We start from the raw sequence: 18325 nt of genomic DNA, 5'->3' as shown, positions 1-18325 counted from the left end.
GATATTTGTCGAATATGCGTCACACGAATATTTGACAAATATCTGTGTGACGCATAAAGTGTGTTTATTCGTCTCGCGGATAATTTGCCATGATCCACCTTGTCGCCACGCCGGACCAAATGGCCCAACTGCTCGCTGCCGGCCGGCGCCAGGCCGGCCTCACCCAGGCTGACGCCGCCGCGCGCATCGGCGTGAGCCAGAGCCGCATCTCGGCGCTGGAAACCGACGCCACCGCCCTTACCCTCGCACAATTGCTGGCGCTGTGCGGCGCCTACGGCCTGCAATTGCAGGTACGCGACAAGAACCAGCCGGTGCCTGAACCGGCGCCTTTGGTCGAGTGGTAAGCATGGGCCGTCAAACGCATTCACGGGCGCTTTCGGTGTGGGCCAACGGCGAGCGCGTCGGCGTCTGGCGCCTGCCCACCCGCGGCCCCATGGAGTTCGCTTACGACCCCGCATGGGTCGCCTCGCCCGCAGGCCGGCCGCTTTCGCTCTCGCTGCCGTTCGCGCCGAGCAACTTGGCGAACAAAGGGCCACGGGTGCTCAACTATTTCGACAATCTGCTGCCCGACAGCGAGGCCATCAGAAAGCGCATCGCCCAGCGCTACCAGACCGATACGCTCGATGCATTCGATCTGCTGCAAGCCATCGGCCGCGATTGCGTGGGCGCCGTCCAGTTGCTGGCCGAAGACGACGCGCCGGCCGGCGTCGAACGCATCGAGGGCACGCCGCTCTCCGACAGCGAGATCGAGACCATGCTGGCGCGCACCGTCAGCAACCCCGCCCTCGGCGCAGCCGACGAAGCAGACGACTTCCGCATCTCGCTAGCCGGCGCGCAGGAGAAAACCGCCCTGCTGTGGCACGACGGCAAGTGGCAGCGCCCGCATGGCGCCACGCCCACCACGCACATTTTCAAGCTGCCGCTCGGGTTGGTCGGCAACAAGCTCGCCGACCTCAGCACCTCGGTCGAAAACGAATGGCTGTGTCTGCGGATTCTGCGCGCCTACGGCCTGCCGGTGGCCAACACCGAGATCATGACGTTCGGCAAGCAGCGGGTGCTGAGCGTCGAACGCTTCGACCGGCAACTGCATTCGAGCGGGCAATGGCTGCTGCGCCTGCCGCAGGAGGACTTCTGCCAGGTGTACGGCGTGCCGTCGCATCGCAAGTACGAAAACGAAGGCGGTCCGGGCGTGCTGGACCTCGCGCGGATTCTCCAGCAATCGGTGTCGGCGCAACAGGACATCGAGACGCTGCTGGCAAGCCAGATCCTGTTCTGGATGCTGGCGGCGCCGGACGGCCACGCCAAGAACTTCAGCATTCGCCTGCTGGCGGGCGGTCAGTACCGTCTCACGCCGCTTTACGACGTGATGTCGATCTGGCCGGTGGAGGGTAACGGCCCGAACCAGTGGTCATGGTTCAAGGCCAGGCTCGCCATGGCGATGTGGTCGCGCAGCAAACACGACTCCTTCCGCGACGTGCAGCGGCGCCACTTCAACACCATGGCGCCAAGGTGCTCATACGGTGCGAACGCCGAACCGTTGATCCAGCGGCTGATCGAACAGACGCCGGCGGTCATCGCGCGGGTCTCGGCCGAATTGCCCGAGCGCTTTCCGGGCAAAGTTGCCGAGCGGATTTTCAAAGGCCTGAAAAACTCGGCGGCCAAGCTCGACACAATGCCGCCGGCGTAACGGCCGGAGAGGAAAAATTCAATCGGAATTACTTACAGATTCCGCCCGGTTTAATCGGTAAAATACTTCGATGCTAAAAGCATAAACAGATCGCCGAATGTGTCCGTTCGCACCTCGCACCGACAGGTTTGGCGGCAGTCATACCAAAACACAGGCCGTGAGACTTTTTGCGGTACATTTGCTGTCCCCCGCGTAGCCGCGTCAATGCGCATCCAATGTGCGTGGCCGCGCTGCGCGTGCCGTATCGCATGCCCCCAGCCACCCTTCAAGAAGGCAGATCCTCACGCAGTATGACCAACGAAACAAACTCACCTGACTCCATTGCAGTCGCCGAGCGCGTGCGCGAGTTGATGAGCCGGCATGGAATCGGCAAACGCCAGCAGACCACTGAGCTATGCCGCATCCTCGATCTGAGTTTTTCGCAGGGACACCGCAAGCTGCGCGGCAACAGCCCGTGGACTCTCTCGCAGATCAAGAAGGTTGCCGAGGTGTTCGGCGAACCTGCCGCTCAGCTATTCGGCGCACAGTCGCTCGATCCAGGCATGGTCGGCGCCATCGCCCAGGAGGCGGTGTTCTGCGTCGGCGCGATCGAGCTGGCCTGCACCGCATGGGTCGGCGCCGCGCTCGAACCGGGCAGCCGCCCTGAATTTGTCGCGTACTCGAAGCTCGGCCAATGGCGCGTGGCGCGCCACGACGGCACGCTTTACCAAAGCGCCTACGAAGTCCACAAGATCGAGATCTATCCGCGCCGCGCCGAGACCGACAAGCCGACCATCGCCGTGGTGGACGACGATCAGGCCTCCGCCGACAACCTGCGCGACTATCTCGAGGGCAGCGGTTTCGCGGCGGTGGCGATCTACGGCCTCGCGGCGTTTGCCGAACAACTGCAAACACAGATCTTCGACGGCGTTGTGATCGATTGGCTGTTCGGCTCACAGACCTCGGCGGCAGCGATCCGCGCAGTGCGGGCATCAGAGAATCCGGACGCGCCGATTTTCGTGCTGACCGGCGAACTGCTGACCGGCAAGGCCAGCGAATCGGAGATCAGCGAGGTCATTCGCAATTACGACGTTGCGTGCTATGAAAAGCCCGCGCGCATGGCGATCCTGGTCGCCGATCTGTCCAAGCGCCTCAACCGGCCTTAATGATGCATACGCCGGCAAGCGGCTGAAGGTGCGTGCTCAGGTTGAGCCCTCCTCCAACTGCGTTTCCTCAAGGCGTCACGTCACACCGTATGCCGCGAAGCCAAAGCTCGCTGCAACGCACTGCGCAGTTCCTCGTAATGTACTGGCTTTAATAACGCTTCAAAGAACGGCTGCAAGCCGGCTTCTCCCGCTTCCCCTGCCGCCCCACCCGCACTACCTACGCTATCCGCCTCTGGCGCATACGCGCTCACCACGATCACTGGAACACCCGACGATGGCCCCCCGCGTGCCGCGAAATCCGCAAGGAACGTATAACCGTCGCGATCCGGCATATGCAGATCGAGCAACACCACGTCACAGCGACGCGCGTCGAGCCACGCGAGTGCATCGTCGGCATTGGAAACGGCGTGCGCGTCGAAATCCATGTGCGCGATCATTTCGCTGAGCGACTCGCGAATCAGCCGGTTGTCGTCGACGATCAACACGCAGGGGCGCGCGCCGCCTGGTTCGGCCTGCGCCGTCACGCCGGGCGGCACGGTTGCCGCGACCGGCGTGACCGGGATCGTCACCGTAAAGGTCGTGCCCTCGCCCACCGTGCTTGCCACGTCGACGGTGCCGCCGAACAGCCTGACCAGCCCCTGCACGATCGCGAGCCCCATCCCCGCGCCCTCGAAGCGGCGCGTGCGCGACGCGTCCAGTTGCGTGAACTCCTGGAAGATCAGCGGAATTTGCGCATGCGGCACGCCCGGCCCCGTATCGCTGACGACGAAGATCAGGACCGCCGGCCGCTGCCTCAGTTGCACGCGGACCGTGCCGGTTTCGGTGTAGCGAATCGCGTTGGTGACGAGGTTGTTGACGATCTGGCGGATGCGGTGCGGATCGGAATCGACGAGGCCGCTCATGCCGCTTGCCTCGCTTTCCAGCTTGAGCCCGCGCGCGGCGGCCGACATCGCGTGTTCGTCGACGATCGACGCCAGCAGCTCGCGCGGCTCGAAACGCTCGTGACGCAACTCGAGCTTGCCGGCGCCAAGGCGCGCGTAGTCGGTCAGGTCTTTCATCTGTGCTTCCAGATGCCGCCCCGCGGTTTCGAGACGCTGGATCACCTTGCGGTCGGCCTCGGAGTGATAGTTGAAGCCCAGCAATTCGATCGACGACACGATCGCATGCAACGGCGTGCGCAGTTCGTGGCTGATCATGCCGAGAAACGCATCCTTCGCGAGACTCGCCTCGCGTGCCGCGCGGCTCGCCTGATGCTCCGCTTCAAGCGCCGCGTGCTGCTGATGCATCAGGCGCGTGCGGCGCCGGCCGTTGAGCACCAACAGTGTGGTCGCGGCCGCTGACAGCAACAGCAGCAACAGGCCGCCTGCGAACAGCATGCGGCGCTTGTCGATGAAATCGCGGTTCATCGCCTCACGATCGGCCACGTCGGCGAAACGGCGGCTCAACGCGAGATCGTTGACCTCGTTCCAATGCTGACGCAACTCCACGACAATCTTGTCGGCGCGGCTGCGGTCCTTCGGCAACGCATCCACCTCAGGCTGAATCCCATCCAGCAAATGATCGAGCGACTGGATTTCGTCCTGTTGCCGTTGCAGCAGCGCGAGCTGCGTAGTCAGCCTGCGTGTCGAACCGGCCATCACGTGCAGCTTTGATTGCAGCAACTGGTAGCGCAGCATGAGCCGCGGATAGTCATCGTCGACACCGGATTGATACAGCAGCAACTGGTTCTCGAAACGCGCGTAGGCGATCTGCAGTTGCGCTGCGTCCCAATAGAAACCATCGTACTGACCGGTCAACTGTTCGGTGGCGCGCGGATTGAGCAGGTTCGCGTACAACAGATAGCCGATCGCGCCTGCCGGCGCCGCCAGCGCGGTCAGCCAGATCAACACATAGAGGACACGACGCAAGGGGCGGCGTGTTATTTGACGATGAGTGCCTTGATCTGCCATACGAATTTAGAATCGCCCGCCGCGCCCATGAGTTCATCGGGAAACGCGTCGCGCGGATAGATAAGAAACAGCGGCCCGAAGTCGCTGATCTTCAGGCGCCGGCCGTTCATGCTGTACGCAACGACCACGCCGTAGCGATCGCAGTCCGACACCGGAATGGTGTACGTATAGTCGTCGAGCGTATGGATCTCGACTGCGCTGCCGGATGCGCCGACTGTCTTCAGGATATCCGCGAGCAGCGGTCCTGTGAAGGTGGAACGCGGAGTCCAGGTGGTGGCGGTCGTAATCGAATGCGCTGGCAGCGCGAGCAGTTGCGCGTCGGTGAAGTGATACAACTGGTGCGTCGCATCGTTGGTCTTGCTGATCTTGCCCTTCACGTCGAGCGATAACGGCAACGACTCTGCCTGCGCCTGTGCCTGCATGCTCCACGCGGCGCAAGCGAGGAGCAGACCCAGCCCCCACCATGCGCCCCTGACCACGCCTTTCCTGCCATTCACCGCTATGCCCGCCTTGGTCATCTTCATCTGTTTGGTCATTCCATCGTTTGGTATTTTGCGGGCGGCTGCGCTGCGCCGGCTCAACCGGCCAGCGAACCTGCAGCACCCTCGCCGTTGCCCTTTTCCCGTTTTGCCGCCACGGCGGCGGTCTTTGCGACACGCCCCGTGCGGCGGCGCGCGTCACCCCGACGCGCGATCTTTGAACCGCATGCATAATATCGCCAAAATTCTTTGTCTCAAAAACGGGAACCTGCCGCCGCGCTGCGCCGCGCGCCGCTCTCCGTCTACGGGACACCTGCCCGACCCGCGCACCGCGACGCCCTGAGAGTCATGAACAAGCCGGTTTTGCCCCTGACGTACGAACAACTCGATCGCTGGATCGAATCGCTGCAACCCGCGTTGCTGGCGGAGCGTTTCACCATGGCGATCGGCATTCTGCGTGGCGGCGCGCCGCTTGCGCTGATGGTTTCGCATGCGGCCGGCACGCCCGTCGCCTTCCTTCGATACGACCGCCAGTTACGCACGGTCGCATGGGACTCGACGCTGCCGATCCCGCCCGCCGGCTCGAAAGTGCTGCTGTGCGAGGACATCGCGGGGCGTGGCTTTACGCTGACCGATTGCATCGCCTTCCTTCAGCAGCAAGGCCTCGACGTCAGGACACTGACCGCCGCGGTCGACGACCTGAGCCGCACGCAACCCGACTACGCGATCGACGCCCGCGGCTACTTCGCGCTGTTTCCGTGGGAGCGCCAGGCCTACACCGAGCGTTATCGCGAAGACTGGGAGCGCGTCGAAGCGGGCGCTGCGCCCGCCATGGCCGACGATCACGAATACGCCACCTACGCAATCGACCTCGACGGCATTCTGCTACCCGACGTGCCGCTCGCACGCTACGACGAGGATCTGGCCGCGGCGCTCGCCGAACGCGACGCGCTGCTGCCGTTCGAGGTGCTGCCGGGCATCGATCTGCAACGCGTGCGCACGATCATCACCGGCCGGCCGGAACTGGATCGCGCGCGCACCGAAGCGTGGCTCGCGCGGCACGGCTTCGGTCATATGCAACTGGTGATGCGCACGCCCGGGACGCACGACGAAAGTGCCGCCGGCGCCGCCGCTCACAAGGCTGCGGCGGCGTTGCGCGGCGGTGTCACGCATTTTGTCGAGAGCGATCCGGTGCAGGCGCTGCTGATCGCGCAGCAAGCGCCGTTACTGCGCGTGATCTGGTGGGACGCGCTTACGCAAACGGGGATGCTGGTGGGCGCGCGCGCGTGGACGTGAGTGGCGGCTAGGCTTCTTTCGTCTCTCTGAGCTCTTTACCATCCCGCAGATGCAGATGCCGCGCGGCCCGCTGCGAGGCGACGATGATCAGCTTCATCGTCGCACGCGTGGCGCCGACGAACAGCTTGCGTGCAATCCGCTCATCGAATAGTTCGAAGTCGACCTCCGTGAGAATCACGCACGGCGCCGCCTGCCCCTTGAAGCGGTAGATCGACTCGAACAGCACATCTCCTTCGCGATACTCCGGGTTGCCGAACAGATCGTATTTACCCGTAAAACTGCGCAACCGATGTGGTCCGAGATGATCCTGCGCGGTCATCGCCGAGCCTTCGCGGCCGCGAAACGACAGCACCGCAATGTCCTGTTTGCGAAAGCCGAGCGACAAAGCCTGCGTTATGGCCCGCTTGGTTGCCTCGATGCTGCCTTCGGTGGCGTTCGCTTCGTCGTAGACGGAGAGCGAAATATCGGAGCCGTCGAACGGACTGCCCGAGGCCAGACCCGCCGCGACCGGCACCGAGGCGCCGACCACGTCCCGCACATAATCGAGAATGTCACGCGGGCTGCGGTAGTTGGTAGTCTCTTTCAGCGTGGTCCAGCCGGGCAGTTCGACCGGCTCGCGCATATACAGATTCTGCAGCGGATCTTCGAGCCACCACCACGCGGCGCCCGGCCGCAACAGACGCTCGAGTGCAGCCACCCACGGCTGCTGGAAATCCTGCCCTTCGTCGACGATCAGCACGTCGAATTGCCAGCGCGCGTCGATCGGCGTTTCGGCGAAAGTCGTTTCAAGCTGTTTGAATACGTCGCCAGACTGAAAATCCGGCTCGCGGCCCGCGTCGCGCGCGATCCAGTCGCATAGCTGGTGATAGTTCGCCACCTTTGCCTCAGGCGGCGCGACCCGCGCAATGTGATCCGCGAGCGGCCGGTTGAAACACACGTACAAAGGCCGCTGACCACGCGCCGCTGCATCCTTCATCACCTGCACCGCCAGTTGCGTCTTGCCGGAGCCGGCCGTGCCGATCACGCGCAGCCGGAACGGCGAAAACTCGAGTCGTCGCGCCCAGGTCGCGAGGCCACCGGCCAGACGCGTGACGAGCGTGCCGGCCTGGCCGACGAGCGCGCTGGCGTCGGGCGTAAGCGAGAGTTCGTCGGCGAGAAAGTGATGGATTTTCGGTGCGCAGGCGAGGCGCGCTTCGTCGGCCGGCAAGGCTTCGCGAATGATCGCGGCAAGCCGGTCCTTGCGCGTCGCGTCGACGATCCGCGCGGGATTCACGCCAGCAATCGCCGCGTCCTTGACGATGTGGTCCGGGCAATACAGCAGTTCTTCGATGAAATATGTACCCGCGCCGAACGCCGCGGTGAAGCGCCGGTGCAGCGTTTCGACGGTATGCGCAAGCGCGATCGCCACATTGCGTTCCGTCTGAAGATAGACCTTGACGAGCCCCTTGGGCGTTTCGCGCAGGAAACCAGTTTTCTGTTCGACGATCATCACGCGCCCAGCCGGGCTGACGATCACGAAGTCGGCCTCGCCGAACACCGAAAAGTTCTGGTTCAGACGGGTCCAGTGCACGCCGTGATAGACGGTGTAGCCATCGGGAAGCGCTTCTTCCAGCAACGCGAGGGTCTCGCGTTCGCGTGCCGCCGCGCCGGTGGCGGCGAGGCTCTTCCAGTCGTCGGGGACAATGCGGGCCATGCGGTGTCTCGTCGTGTTCGGGTGCGCTCATTGTACGCAACGCCCGCGCGTTGCCGGCATGGCACATCGGGCGATACACGGACCTCTATGGGCAAGGTGCTTCGGACCAGGCTCCGGGCAACACTTCACGCAGCAGATTGCGGGCTGGCGGCGCGCAAACCCATCCGCATCGTGTATCGTTACTGGCTGAACGCCGCGCGCCACGCGCGGCTTGCCACCTGTCAACATAAAGAAAGGATTTACCGGATGATCACGATCTGGGGACGCGCCAACTCGGTCAACGTACAGAAAGTCTTGTGGTGTTGCGACGAACTGGTGCTGCCGTACGAACGCATCGACGCGGGCCTGCAATTCGGCCGTAACAACGAGCCCGACTATCTGGCGATGAACCCGACCGGCAAAATTCCGACGCTGGTCGACGACGGCTTCGTGCTGTGGGAATCGAACTCGATCCTGCGCTATCTGGTGCTGCAATACGGCGAATCGAGCCTCCTGTATCCGTCCGAACCGAAACTGCGCGCCAGCGTCGACCGCTGGCTCGACTGGTCGCTCACCACGCTACAGCCCGCGGAAAAACCCGTCTTCTGGACTCTCGTGCGCACGCCCGCCGCCGAGCGCGACGCCAACAAGCTCGCCACCGACTTCGGCGCGGTCACGTTGCTGTGGCGCCTGCTGGATAACCATCTGCAAGGCCGCTTCTTCCTCGAAGGCGAAAAGTTCACGCTCGCCGATATCGTGATCGGCGCTTACGCGAAACGCTGGTTCGGACTGGACGGCGTCGAACGCCCGCCGTTGCCGAATCTGGAGCGTTGGTATTCGCGGCTTGCGACACGCCCGGGTTTCAAGAAATACATCGATTTCCCGCTGACTTGAGCGATCCGGCGGCCATTGGGCGGCTTGATGGGCAACTTCATGCCCCACCGCGGCGTCCAGCCGCGACCGGCAGGTACGCCGCACACCGGCACAGTCAAGCACGATGGCCTTTATAATCCACGCATGAAGACCGCCAAGCCCGCCGCGACCGCCGACAAAACCACGCCTGCCGCCTCCGCTCATCATCATGAGCCGGGGCACACGCACATTGCGCACGGTGAATCGCAGGAAGCCGCACTAACTCTCGCGGAAGAATATTGCCGCGAACGCGGCGAAAAACTCACGCCGATCCGCCGCAAAGTGCTCGAATTGCTGTTGAATTCCGGGCGCGCCACCAAAGCTTATTCGCTGCTCGACGACATGCGCCAGATCCATCCGGGCTCGGCGCCGCCTACGGTTTACCGGGCACTGGATTTTCTGCTCTCGGCAGGGCTCGTGCACCGGATCGAATCGATTAATGCGTTTACCGTCTGCCACGACCTGACCCAATGCCAGCACGGCATTCTGGTGGTGTGCCAGCAATGCGGCAACGTCACCGAGTTGCATCAGCCGAAGCTGCGCCAGGCGCTCGTCACGCAAATCGAAGACGCGGGTTACCGCCTTGCCAGCGATGAAATCGAATTGAAGGGATTGTGTTCCGCGTGTCAGGCAGCGGAAGCGGCCAGCGCCAGCGCTGCCGCACCGGTCGCCGTCGCCAAATAACAGCGGCGCCTGCCATCAGGCTTGCAATCTGATTGCAGACCGTTTCGCCAGACGAAAGCTTGCCGCCGACGATGCGGCGGCAAGAAACCGCCCTCGGCCGCGAGGCCGCTCCTCAGCCCGCGCGGGCGTCGATCGCGTCGTGCAACAGTGTCACGAGGTCTTCCGGCAATGCCGGCTTGGTCATGAAATGCTGGAAGCCTTCGCCGATGCTGCGTAAGCGGTAAGCGTCGTCGGTATGACCCGTGAGCGCCACGGCCACCGAAGGTGCATGGTCACCGCGAATCTCGTGATCGCGCAGCCGCTGGATCAGATAAAAGCCGTCCATGGCCGGCAATTCGAGGTCGCACACCACGGCGTCAGGTAACAGCCGCAGCGCCGCTTCGACGCCCTCTTCCGCATCCGCCACTGCGACGACATGCGCACCTTCCGCCTCGAGTAACAAGGCCAGTGATTCCCGGCTATCCGGGTCGTCCTCGACGAGCACGATCGTGGCCTGATCGAGTCTCAATGCTCCGTTCATGTTCTGCTGTAGCTCTAAAAAACCGGTTAGGCCATCAGACTCGGCCAACGTATCGCCCTGCTGTTTGCTGCCGATTTGCGCGGCTGCGGTATTGCTGTCCATGGTTCCGACTCGATTTCATGCGTCGAGTTGCATGCAGGCCCGCGATTGTAAAACATGGCCCCGGCGCAACGCGTGCGCACAGTAACGCGCCAAAATTGCACGCCGATGAAAAACCGACCCTCGGCTCCACTGCCCTGGCTGACCAATGCCGACACCCGATTCGCCGTGGCGGTGGCTGCTGCAAACCCACGTCCATCGCCTTGCCCGCCTCAGCGTCTGCTCCGACATTCATGTTCTATTGCGACGCCGGCGCGGTTATGCCTCTCGCACGGCGTTCAAATCCACTCCTCAGGTAGCACGTTGCGTGCCTCGCCGGCTTCACCCGATTCGTCGTTACGTCAGCATGGTTGCGCGAGCCTGCCGCACGATCCACGGCGGCGCTATGATCGTGTGCGCGAGATCGCAGCGGCTGCGTTATGTTCTGCCGCTGCGACGCAGCACGTCATATGAGCGCCATCTCTCCGCCCCTAAAACCTGAGGCCGCCCGACACCATGTCCGATCTCGACTCCGCCACGCTCGAAGCACTCCGTCATGTCAGCACCGCCACGCTGACCACCCAGTTGTTCAAGCGCGGCTTGCGCAATACGTTCATGCAGGGCGTCGCGCCGCTCGCCGCGCACAGTGGCGCGAATCTGGTCGGGCCGGCCTTCACGCTGCGCAATATTCCCTCGCGCGAGGACATCGACGTGCTCGAACTGTTTGCTGATCCCGAGTACGCACAGCGCAAATGTGTCGAGACCATTCCGGCCGGCCATGTGCTCGTGCAGGATTGCCGCGGCGAGCGAGGCAGCGCCTCGTTCGGTTCGATCCTCTCGCAGCGGTTGCAGGTGCGCGGCGTAGCGGGCATGGTGTCCGACGGTCCGGTGCGCGACAGCACGACAATCGCCGCGCTTGGCATGCCGGTGTTTTGTGCCGGCGCAAGCGCGCCGCCGAATCTGATCCGGCATCACGCGGTGGATATCAATGTGCCGATCGGCTGCGGCGGTGTAGCGGTGTTTCCCGGCGACGTGATCGTGGGCGATGCGGACGGCGTGGTGGTAATCCCACTCAAAATGGCAGCCGAGGTTGCGCAAGCCGCCGCCGAGCAGGAGCAACTCGAAGTGTTTCTCACCGAGCGTATTCGTGAGGGCGCCGCCCTGCCCGGCACTTATCCGCCGAACGAAAAAACGAAGGCTGCGTATGAGGCGTGGCGGCAGAAACGTATTTCTGAGTGAGTCCGGCAGTGTGTCAGTCCGCTTTGCCAGGACCGACGCCCTGCACCAGCAAGGCCACCGCATGCCGGGCGATCTCCTCGCTGCCGATGTTGCACCGAGCGGGATCGTTACGCCACAGCTTCGAGGAGGCCAGCGGCAGAATCGTCATACCCAGCAGCGTGACGAATACCAGCGACGGCTCCAGCCCGGCATTCAGGCGCCCTTCCTTTTGCCAGCGCGCGATGGCTGACAGCGACGCCTTCTGATTCGCGTCGCCGAACCGTTCATGCATGCGCTGGCGCAGCAGGCCGCCGTCGCTGATCACTTCGCGCACCCACAGCGACGGAAACCACGGATTGTCGCTCGCCGTCTTCACCAAACGCTGCGCGAGTTGCGTGATGGCCGCCACCGGGTCATCGGGATTCTCCTGAAACGGCACGCCGAGCGCCGCGCGCAGCGGCGCGAAACGCTCGTCGATCAGCACGTCGAGCAATTGATCGCGCGTCTTGAAGTAGTAATGCATCATCGCCGGCGTGAAACCCGCCTCGCGGGCAATCTCCCCGAGCGTGGTGTCGACGATGCCCTGCCGCGCGAACAGGGCGAGCGCGGCGTCCAGCAGGCGGCTGCGCTGCTCCGGGCCGCGCGCCGAGCCCGAAGGCCTGCCCGGTCGCCGTGTGAGCGCGGGCGGCGGTGCGGGAATCGAAGCGTTCGCAGCATCGCCCACCGTGGCTGACGCCGGCTTCGAAAGCTTTCGCGCCTTCGCGGCGGCCGTGCTGCGCGGCGGGCGTTTCACTTCCCGGTCATCTGACGTAATCCTTGCCATTGCATTCAATTTGACGAGTGACACAATGTCGCATATATTAATCTCCGAATTAATTAATTTCAATACCGTGGCGCCATGAACCAATCGACAACGACTCAACCCGCCGGGCTAACGCGGCCAGATGCGCAGTCCGGCCCGCAGGCAAATGACCACCCGCCGATCCGCCTGCTGTTTCCGGCGCTGCTGCTGGTCATGCTGCTCGCCGCGCTCGATCAGACGATCGTCTCGACCGCGCTGCCGACCATCGTCGGCGAACTCGGCGGGCTCAACAACCTCTCGTGGGTGGTGACCGCCTACCTGCTCAGCTCGACTATCGTCGTGCCGCTGTATGGCAAATTCGGCGATCTGTTCGGCCGCAAGATCGTGCTGCAGACGGCGATTGTCGTGTTCCTCGTCGGCTCCGCGCTGTGCGGCGTCGCCCAGAACATGACCCAGTTGATCGTGCTGCGCGCACTGCACGGGCTCGGCGGCGGCGGTCTGCTAGTCGTGACGATGGCCGCCATCGCGGACGTGATTCCGCCGGCTGAGCGCGGCCGCTTCCAGGGGGTATTCGGCGGCGTGTTCGGTCTCGCGACGGTGGTCGGGCCGCTGCTCGGCGGCTTTCTCGTCGAGCACCTGTCATGGCGCTGGATTTTCTACATCAACCTGCCGCTCGGCCTCATCTCGCTGGCTGTGATCGGCGCGGTCTTCAAACCGCACGTGCGGCATGTGAAGCACACCATCGACTACATGGGCGCCGCGTTTCTCGCCGGCGCGCTCACCTGCATCATCCTGTTCACGAGCCAGGGCGGCACGATCCTGCCGTGGTCATCGCCGCAGTTGTGGTTCACGCTGGGAATGGGGCTGGTGGCGATCTGGGGCTTCATCCACGAAGAGCGCACTGCCGTCGAACCGATCATGCCGCTCGAACTCTTCAAACAGCGCACGTTTTTGCTGAGCAGTCTGATCGGCTTCATCATCGGCGTGTCGCTGTTTGGTTCGGTCACGTTCCTGCCGCTGTATCTGCAAGTGGTCAAAGGCTCGACGCCCACGGAAGCCGGCATGCAGATGCTGCCGATGATGGGCGGTCTGTTCGTGATGTCGATGGTGACCGGACGCGTAATCAGCAAGATCGGCAAGTACCGCATGTTTCCGATCGCCGGCACGTTTCTCGTGGCCGTCGCGATGGTGCTGCTCGCACGCCTGCAGATCAACACGCCCATTCGTGTGATGTATATCGACATGGGCATTCTCGGCTTCGGCCTCGGCATGGTGATGCAGGTGCTGATTCTCGCCGTGCAGAATACTGTCGAGTTCAAGCACATGGGTGTCGCCACTTCAGGCGCAACGCTGTTCCGTTCAATCGGCGGCTCGATCGGCGTGGCCGGTTTTGGCGCGGTGTTTTCGAACGGCCTCGCCGCACGTCTGGAAAAACTGATTCCGGCCGACATCGAATTGCCGCACGCGCTCGGACCGGCGGCCATCCACCAGTTGCCTGAAGCGCTGCGCAACGACTATCTGCAAGCGTTTGCCGGTGCGTTGCACACGGTGTATCTCTCGGCGGCCTGCGTCGTCGTGCTGGCCTTTGTGCTCGCGTGGCTTCTGAAAGATCATCCGCTGCGCAAGCACTGATTTCGCGTATCCCGCTTCCAGCGAGCGTTTCCTGCAAGCGCTTGATGACGAGGTCGAACGCCGTGCGCTTCGACCTCGTTCTGTTTTCATCGCCGCTATTTCGTTCTACCGATTCCGCCGGCGCGCGAGAGTGTCGACGCCTCTGCACCGTGACTGAGCAAACCGTGTGAAAAAAACCGTCAGCCTGTTCGTTCTGCCGACATATGCAGTGTTTCGTCGTACCTACAAATGTGTTTTAGCGCACATAAAGTAGGTAAGAACGTCGATTGACGTTCTCACGGAAACGCCACATATTGCAAGCAGCGGCACCGCAAGCGAGGACTTGCGTCCCAAGGTTCTCCAGAGCATGTGGATCGTGGTTTCCGCGGACGTTACTCCTGCCTCAACACGATCTGGAGCATGCCGTAACGGCACTGTTTTCCACAGGTGGGTCCACAGTATGTCCACCCAGACAATACTCGGCCATAGTTTCCCGACGCCCTGCAAACGCTGTGGCGGTGCGCTGTACCGGCAAGTCGACTATTGCCCGTATTGCGGCGCGGTGCACCCGCTTGACGCCGGCCCACACAAGCGCGTCGTGATTCCCGGCAGCCACGCCAGTGCCATCAGCAAGACAGCGCAGAAAAACGGCTTCGATCCGACACAGCCGGTTGAAACCGATCTCGCCGCGCAGACCGCGGTCACCGGCGAAGCCGCCCCTGTCGAGCCCCCGATGCCAGCGCCGGTACTCGCGTCTCCGGATACGCCGATTCCGCCGCTCGCCGATCTACCGCATTCTGCTGGCCGCAGCATGGTCCCGATGCGCCGGGTGCTGCTCGCGATCGTGGCGATTGGCGCAATCGGACTAGCGTATGTCGCCTTTACTCTATTCAGCGACAACCACGAATCGCAGAACGGCAATACTGAGCAGACGGCTGAAAATCATCAGGACGCCAGAACGGCGACCGGCACGATTGCGCTGTACGCACCGGCTCAGCCGACGAATCAGGCCGCCGCGGTTAAGCCTGCTGTCCCCAGCAATGCCGCCAATCCCGCCAAGGCCGCACCGGCAATCCTACCCACGCCCATCGCGCCGCCGTTGGCCGCAGCGCCTGTAAAACCAGCGGCGCCGCAGTTCCGCGATGCCGCGCAAGCGCTGCAGACAGCGCGTCTGGCCGTCCGCGCCAACGATCTCTCCGCGGCACAAGCGGCGCTTGGCGCGGCGCAAACGCTGCAGCCCGGCAACACCGACGCAGAAAGCCTGCTGACCGAATTGAAGCCGCTCACCGCGCGCCGCGACGCCGCGTTGCAGGCGGCACAACTGTGTGCCTCGCAGCAGTCGTGGAGTTGCGCACGCCAGCACGCCAATGAGGCGCTCGCGATCGACACCGGCAACGACGCCGCGAAAACCATCCTTGAGCGCGTGATTCGCGAGACAGGTTGGGCACCGCTCAAGCCGCATGCGTAAACCGGCATCCCGGTCAGCGAAAAAGTTTGGATACCGAATTTCTTGACCGTTCGCACGCCCGATTGCATTGGCGTTTCGCGTGCCCTCTGAGCGGCAACAGACGGACATGGCACGCGCGACGCCTTGAACATGAGATGGCAAGCCGACTCACCGGTGCTTCGCGCGCGTCGACACGAGAGGCTGTTCAACCCTGACCGATAGGTAGATAAACCATGCTGAAGAAACTTCTGGCGGGATGGCTGGGGCTGGCGCTAATGATCATGTCTTCGTTTGCTTGCGCGGAACCTGCGCACTACAAGATCGTTACCGGTCCGGAACGCGGCACGTACATTCAGATCGGCCAGGATCTGTCGAAATGGGTGGCGCAGCCGGCGGGCATCGACCTGGAAGTGATGTCGTCGAAGGGTTCGGCCGAAAACGTGCAGCGCATGCGCTTCGAGCCCGGCGTGAAGCTAGCACTGGTCCAGTCCGACGTGTATCAGGCCTACATCGACATGGCCAACGCGGGCAATGCCGACGCGGGTACGACAATCCGGCCGCTACGGCTCATCATGCCGCTCTACGACGAAGAAATTAACGTCGTCGTGCGCGCGGACTCGCCGATGAAAACCTTCGCCGACATCAAGGACAAAAGCATCAGCGTGGGCCTGCTCGGCAGCGGCACCGCTCAAACGGCCACGACCCTCTATCACCTGATGTTCGGACAGGCGATTCCCGAGCAGAACGTCCAGCACCTGAGCAACGAAGATGCGCTGGCCGCATTGATCGTCAAGAAGGTGGACGTCGCGATCATCGTGGTCGGGCAGCCGGCGAAACTGTTCAACGACATGAATCCCGAGCTGCTGCAACAGATCCGCCCTCTGAAGGTTGATCCCAACGCGCCCGAAACCGCCCGAGCGAAGCAGACTTATTTTCCCACGACACTCCGCGCGACCAGCTATCCGAACTGGCTGAAGGAAGATGTTCCCACGCTAACGGTCAAGGCCTTTCTCGTCACTTACGATTACGGTCTGCGCGATACCGTCGGCAATCTGAATCACTTTGCGGATTCGCTCTGCGCCAACTTCGACAATCTGCAGGAGCACGGGCATCCGAAGTGGAAGCAGGTGAAACTCGAATTGCCGCCTCTCGTGCGCGGATGGAAATACTACGCGCCGGTGGAAAAACATCTGCGCGCCTGTCTCGCGAACAAGAGTGCGGCGATCAGCGCGACGGCCGCGCAAGCCGCGCAGAAACCGCGCTCCCCCTGCACGGATCAGGAGCGTCTGCTGTTGCTGTGCAAGTAACGTCGTCTGGCGAGGCGAGGCGCGCGCTCAGGCGTGCGCCTTCGATGCAGCCGACACGTCCATCGCCCGTTGCAGCGCTTCGTACACCTTCGGCCGGTTGCATTGCGACACGTTAAAGCGCAGGAAGCCGGCCGCCGATTGCGACGCGCTGAACACATTGCCCGGCGCGAACACCACACTCTCGGCTAATGCGTGACGCGCGATATCGGCGGCGTCGAGCGCATCGGGTAAGCGCGCCCAAACGAATATCCCGGCGCGTGGCCGCGTCCACACTTCAAGGCCTGCGTAGCCCAGCCGCCTGATCGTCTCCCCCATGGCGTCCGCGAGCTTCGCGCGCATCGATTCCAGATGCCGCCGGTAGGTGCCGTCCACCAGCAAACGATGCACGACGCTCGCCGCGAGCTGACCGTTGCCGAACGTGGTGGCCAGCTTCAGATCGACCAGTGGCTCGATCCATTCCCTGCGCGCCGCGATGTAGCCGCAGCGCACGGCCGCGGACAAGGTCTTCGAAAAGCTGCCGATCGAGACCACCCGCGCGAGACCGTCGAACGCCGCAAGACGCGGCGCGGGTTCGTCCTCGAAGTCGGCGAAGATATCGTCTTCGACGATCAGCAGATTGTGCTCACCCGCCAGTTTCAGCAGCCGATGCGCAATGGCCGGCGCAAGCGTGGCACCGGTCGGATTGTGGATCGCGGAGTTGGTCACGTAGAGCCGCGGGCGGTGCTCGATCAGCGCCCGCTCGAATGCCGCCAGATCCGGACCGGATGGCGTATAAGGCACACCGACGATGCGGACACGATGCGCGCGCAGCAGCGCCTGAAAGTTGAAGTAGCACGGATCGTCGATCAGGACCGTGTCGCCGGGTTCGAGCAGAAAGCGGCAGACAAGATCGAGCGCATGCGTGCCGCCGTCGGTCAGCACGATCTGCTCGGGCGGCGCTTCCACGCCATGTTGCGCGAGCCGCCAGGCGAGCTGCTGACGCAGCGCGGGCAGACCGAGCGGGCTCGCATAATCGGCGAGCGGCGACTGCGGATCACGCGCCACGGCGCGCAACGCGCGGCGCACACCGTCTTCCGGCAGCCATGAAGGCGGCATCCAGCCACAGCCCGGCTTGAGCACCTTCGCACCGGCCTCCAGCGACTGCCGCGTGAGCCACAGCGGATCGACCTCGCGATCCAGCCGCGGCCCGAGATCGGCGAGCGCAAGCGGCGGCGCATGACCGGAGACGAAAAAGCCGGAACCGCGCCGCGCCACGATCACCCCTTCCGCGACCAGCCGGTCGTACGCTTCCACCACGGTCGACTTCGACACGCCGAGTGCCTCGGTCATCGTGCGGATGGACGGCACGCGCGCGCCCGGCATCAGCGAACGGCTCGCGATGCGCTCGCGCAAGCTGTCCATCACGGTGCCGACCCGCGTGCCGGTTGGCGCGCCCAAGGCCGCCCGGTTGTTATCGCTTTCCGCCATCTGTACTGCTCCATGTTCGGTACAGTTTGTACGAATTGTACTGATCCGTAG

The 18325-nt window shown here is 63.4% G+C and carries 16 protein-coding genes; 10 read left to right on the top strand and 6 right to left on the bottom strand.

The window, feature by feature from the left end; translation table 11 throughout:
* Positions 1-89 precede the first annotated feature (89 nt).
* From M0D64_RS18320 to M0D64_RS18310, 3 genes are all read left to right on the top strand, one after another.
* Positions 90-344 carry a helix-turn-helix transcriptional regulator gene (locus M0D64_RS18320; protein WP_054036490.1) on the top strand — a complete coding sequence of 85 codons (255 nt, stop codon included), beginning with the start codon at positions 90-92 and terminating at the stop codon, positions 342-344.
* A gap of 2 nt (positions 345-346) precedes the next feature.
* On the top strand, positions 347-1687 hold the full coding sequence (locus M0D64_RS18315) for a type II toxin-antitoxin system HipA family toxin (RefSeq protein ID WP_266258766.1): 1341 nt from the start codon (positions 347-349) through the stop codon (positions 1685-1687).
* 290 nt (positions 1688-1977) lie between these two features.
* Entirely contained in the window at positions 1978-2832 is an 855-nt protein-coding gene (locus M0D64_RS18310) for a helix-turn-helix domain-containing protein (RefSeq protein WP_266239161.1), read from the top strand.
* An 80-nt stretch (positions 2833-2912) separates the two neighbouring features.
* Here the strand turns inward: M0D64_RS18310 and M0D64_RS18305 are convergent, their stop codons facing one another.
* Entirely contained in the window at positions 2913-4781 is a 1869-nt protein-coding gene (locus M0D64_RS18305) for an ATP-binding protein (RefSeq protein ID WP_266258765.1), read from the bottom strand.
* Positions 4751-5299, bottom strand: coding sequence for a molybdopterin-dependent oxidoreductase (locus tag M0D64_RS18300; RefSeq protein WP_266258846.1), 549 nt, complete (start codon positions 5297-5299; stop codon positions 4751-4753). The genes M0D64_RS18305 and M0D64_RS18300 overlap by 31 nt, the downstream gene beginning before the upstream one ends.
* Before the next feature lie 309 nt (positions 5300-5608).
* Here M0D64_RS18300 and M0D64_RS18295 point away from each other — a divergent pair, with 309 nt between their 5' ends.
* Positions 5609-6556 carry a phosphoribosyltransferase gene (locus tag M0D64_RS18295; protein ID WP_266258764.1) on the top strand — a complete coding sequence of 316 codons (948 nt, stop codon included), beginning with the start codon at positions 5609-5611 and terminating at the stop codon, positions 6554-6556.
* Positions 6557-6563: 7 nt separating this feature from the next.
* On the opposite strand, the gene M0D64_RS18290 is transcribed toward M0D64_RS18295, so the two are convergent.
* Positions 6564-8249, bottom strand: a complete 1686-nt coding sequence (locus M0D64_RS18290; RefSeq protein WP_266258763.1) for an ATP-binding domain-containing protein — start codon at positions 8247-8249, stop codon at positions 6564-6566.
* Positions 8250-8495: 246 nt separating this feature from the next.
* On the opposite strand from M0D64_RS18290, the gene M0D64_RS18285 reads away from it, so the two are divergent.
* Positions 8496-9122: a glutathione S-transferase family protein gene (locus M0D64_RS18285; RefSeq protein WP_266258762.1), complete on the top strand. Its 627-nt coding sequence runs from the start codon at positions 8496-8498 to the stop codon at positions 9120-9122.
* 123 nt (positions 9123-9245) lie between these two features.
* Positions 9246-9824, top strand: coding sequence for a Fur family transcriptional regulator (locus M0D64_RS18280; RefSeq protein ID WP_154561556.1), 579 nt, complete (start codon positions 9246-9248; stop codon positions 9822-9824).
* Between the two features lie 112 nt (positions 9825-9936).
* On the opposite strand, the gene M0D64_RS18275 is transcribed toward M0D64_RS18280, so the two are convergent.
* On the bottom strand, positions 9937-10446 hold the full coding sequence (locus tag M0D64_RS18275; protein ID WP_154561558.1) for a response regulator: 510 nt from the start codon (positions 10444-10446) through the stop codon (positions 9937-9939).
* Between the two features lie 492 nt (positions 10447-10938).
* On the opposite strand from M0D64_RS18275, the gene M0D64_RS18270 reads away from it, so the two are divergent.
* The gene (locus M0D64_RS18270) at positions 10939-11661 is read left to right on the top strand and encodes a ribonuclease activity regulator RraA (protein WP_266258761.1); all 723 of its coding nucleotides are present in this window, start codon (positions 10939-10941) and stop codon (positions 11659-11661) included.
* Between the two features lie 13 nt (positions 11662-11674).
* Here M0D64_RS18270 and M0D64_RS18265 read toward each other — a convergent pair whose 3' ends face one another.
* Positions 11675-12463, bottom strand: coding sequence for a TetR/AcrR family transcriptional regulator (locus M0D64_RS18265; protein WP_266258759.1), 789 nt, complete (start codon positions 12461-12463; stop codon positions 11675-11677).
* Between the two features lie 75 nt (positions 12464-12538).
* Between M0D64_RS18265 and M0D64_RS18260 the strand changes: the two genes are divergently transcribed.
* The 3 genes from M0D64_RS18260 (at position 12539) to M0D64_RS18250 (ending at position 16807) form a co-directional block, all read left to right on the top strand.
* Entirely contained in the window at positions 12539-14074 is a 1536-nt protein-coding gene (locus M0D64_RS18260; protein WP_266258758.1) for an MDR family MFS transporter, read from the top strand.
* A gap of 439 nt (positions 14075-14513) precedes the next feature.
* On the top strand, positions 14514-15521 hold the full coding sequence (locus M0D64_RS18255) for a hypothetical protein (protein WP_266258757.1): 1008 nt from the start codon (positions 14514-14516) through the stop codon (positions 15519-15521).
* Between the two features lie 212 nt (positions 15522-15733).
* Positions 15734-16807: a TAXI family TRAP transporter solute-binding subunit gene (locus tag M0D64_RS18250; protein ID WP_154561568.1), complete on the top strand. Its 1074-nt coding sequence runs from the start codon at positions 15734-15736 to the stop codon at positions 16805-16807.
* Positions 16808-16834: 27 nt separating this feature from the next.
* On the opposite strand, the gene M0D64_RS18245 is transcribed toward M0D64_RS18250, so the two are convergent.
* A complete protein-coding gene (locus M0D64_RS18245; RefSeq protein ID WP_266258755.1) occupies positions 16835-18274 on the bottom strand; it encodes a PLP-dependent aminotransferase family protein in 1440 nt (479 codons plus the stop codon).
* Positions 18275-18325: the final 51 nt, after the last annotated feature.

Source organism: Paraburkholderia sp. WS6 (genome assembly GCF_030464835.1).
Taxonomy (GTDB): Bacteria; Pseudomonadota; Gammaproteobacteria; order Burkholderiales; family Burkholderiaceae; genus Paraburkholderia; species Paraburkholderia madseniana.
Note: the sequence above shows the minus strand (reverse complement) of the source record. Positions and strands in the feature narration are given on the sequence as shown.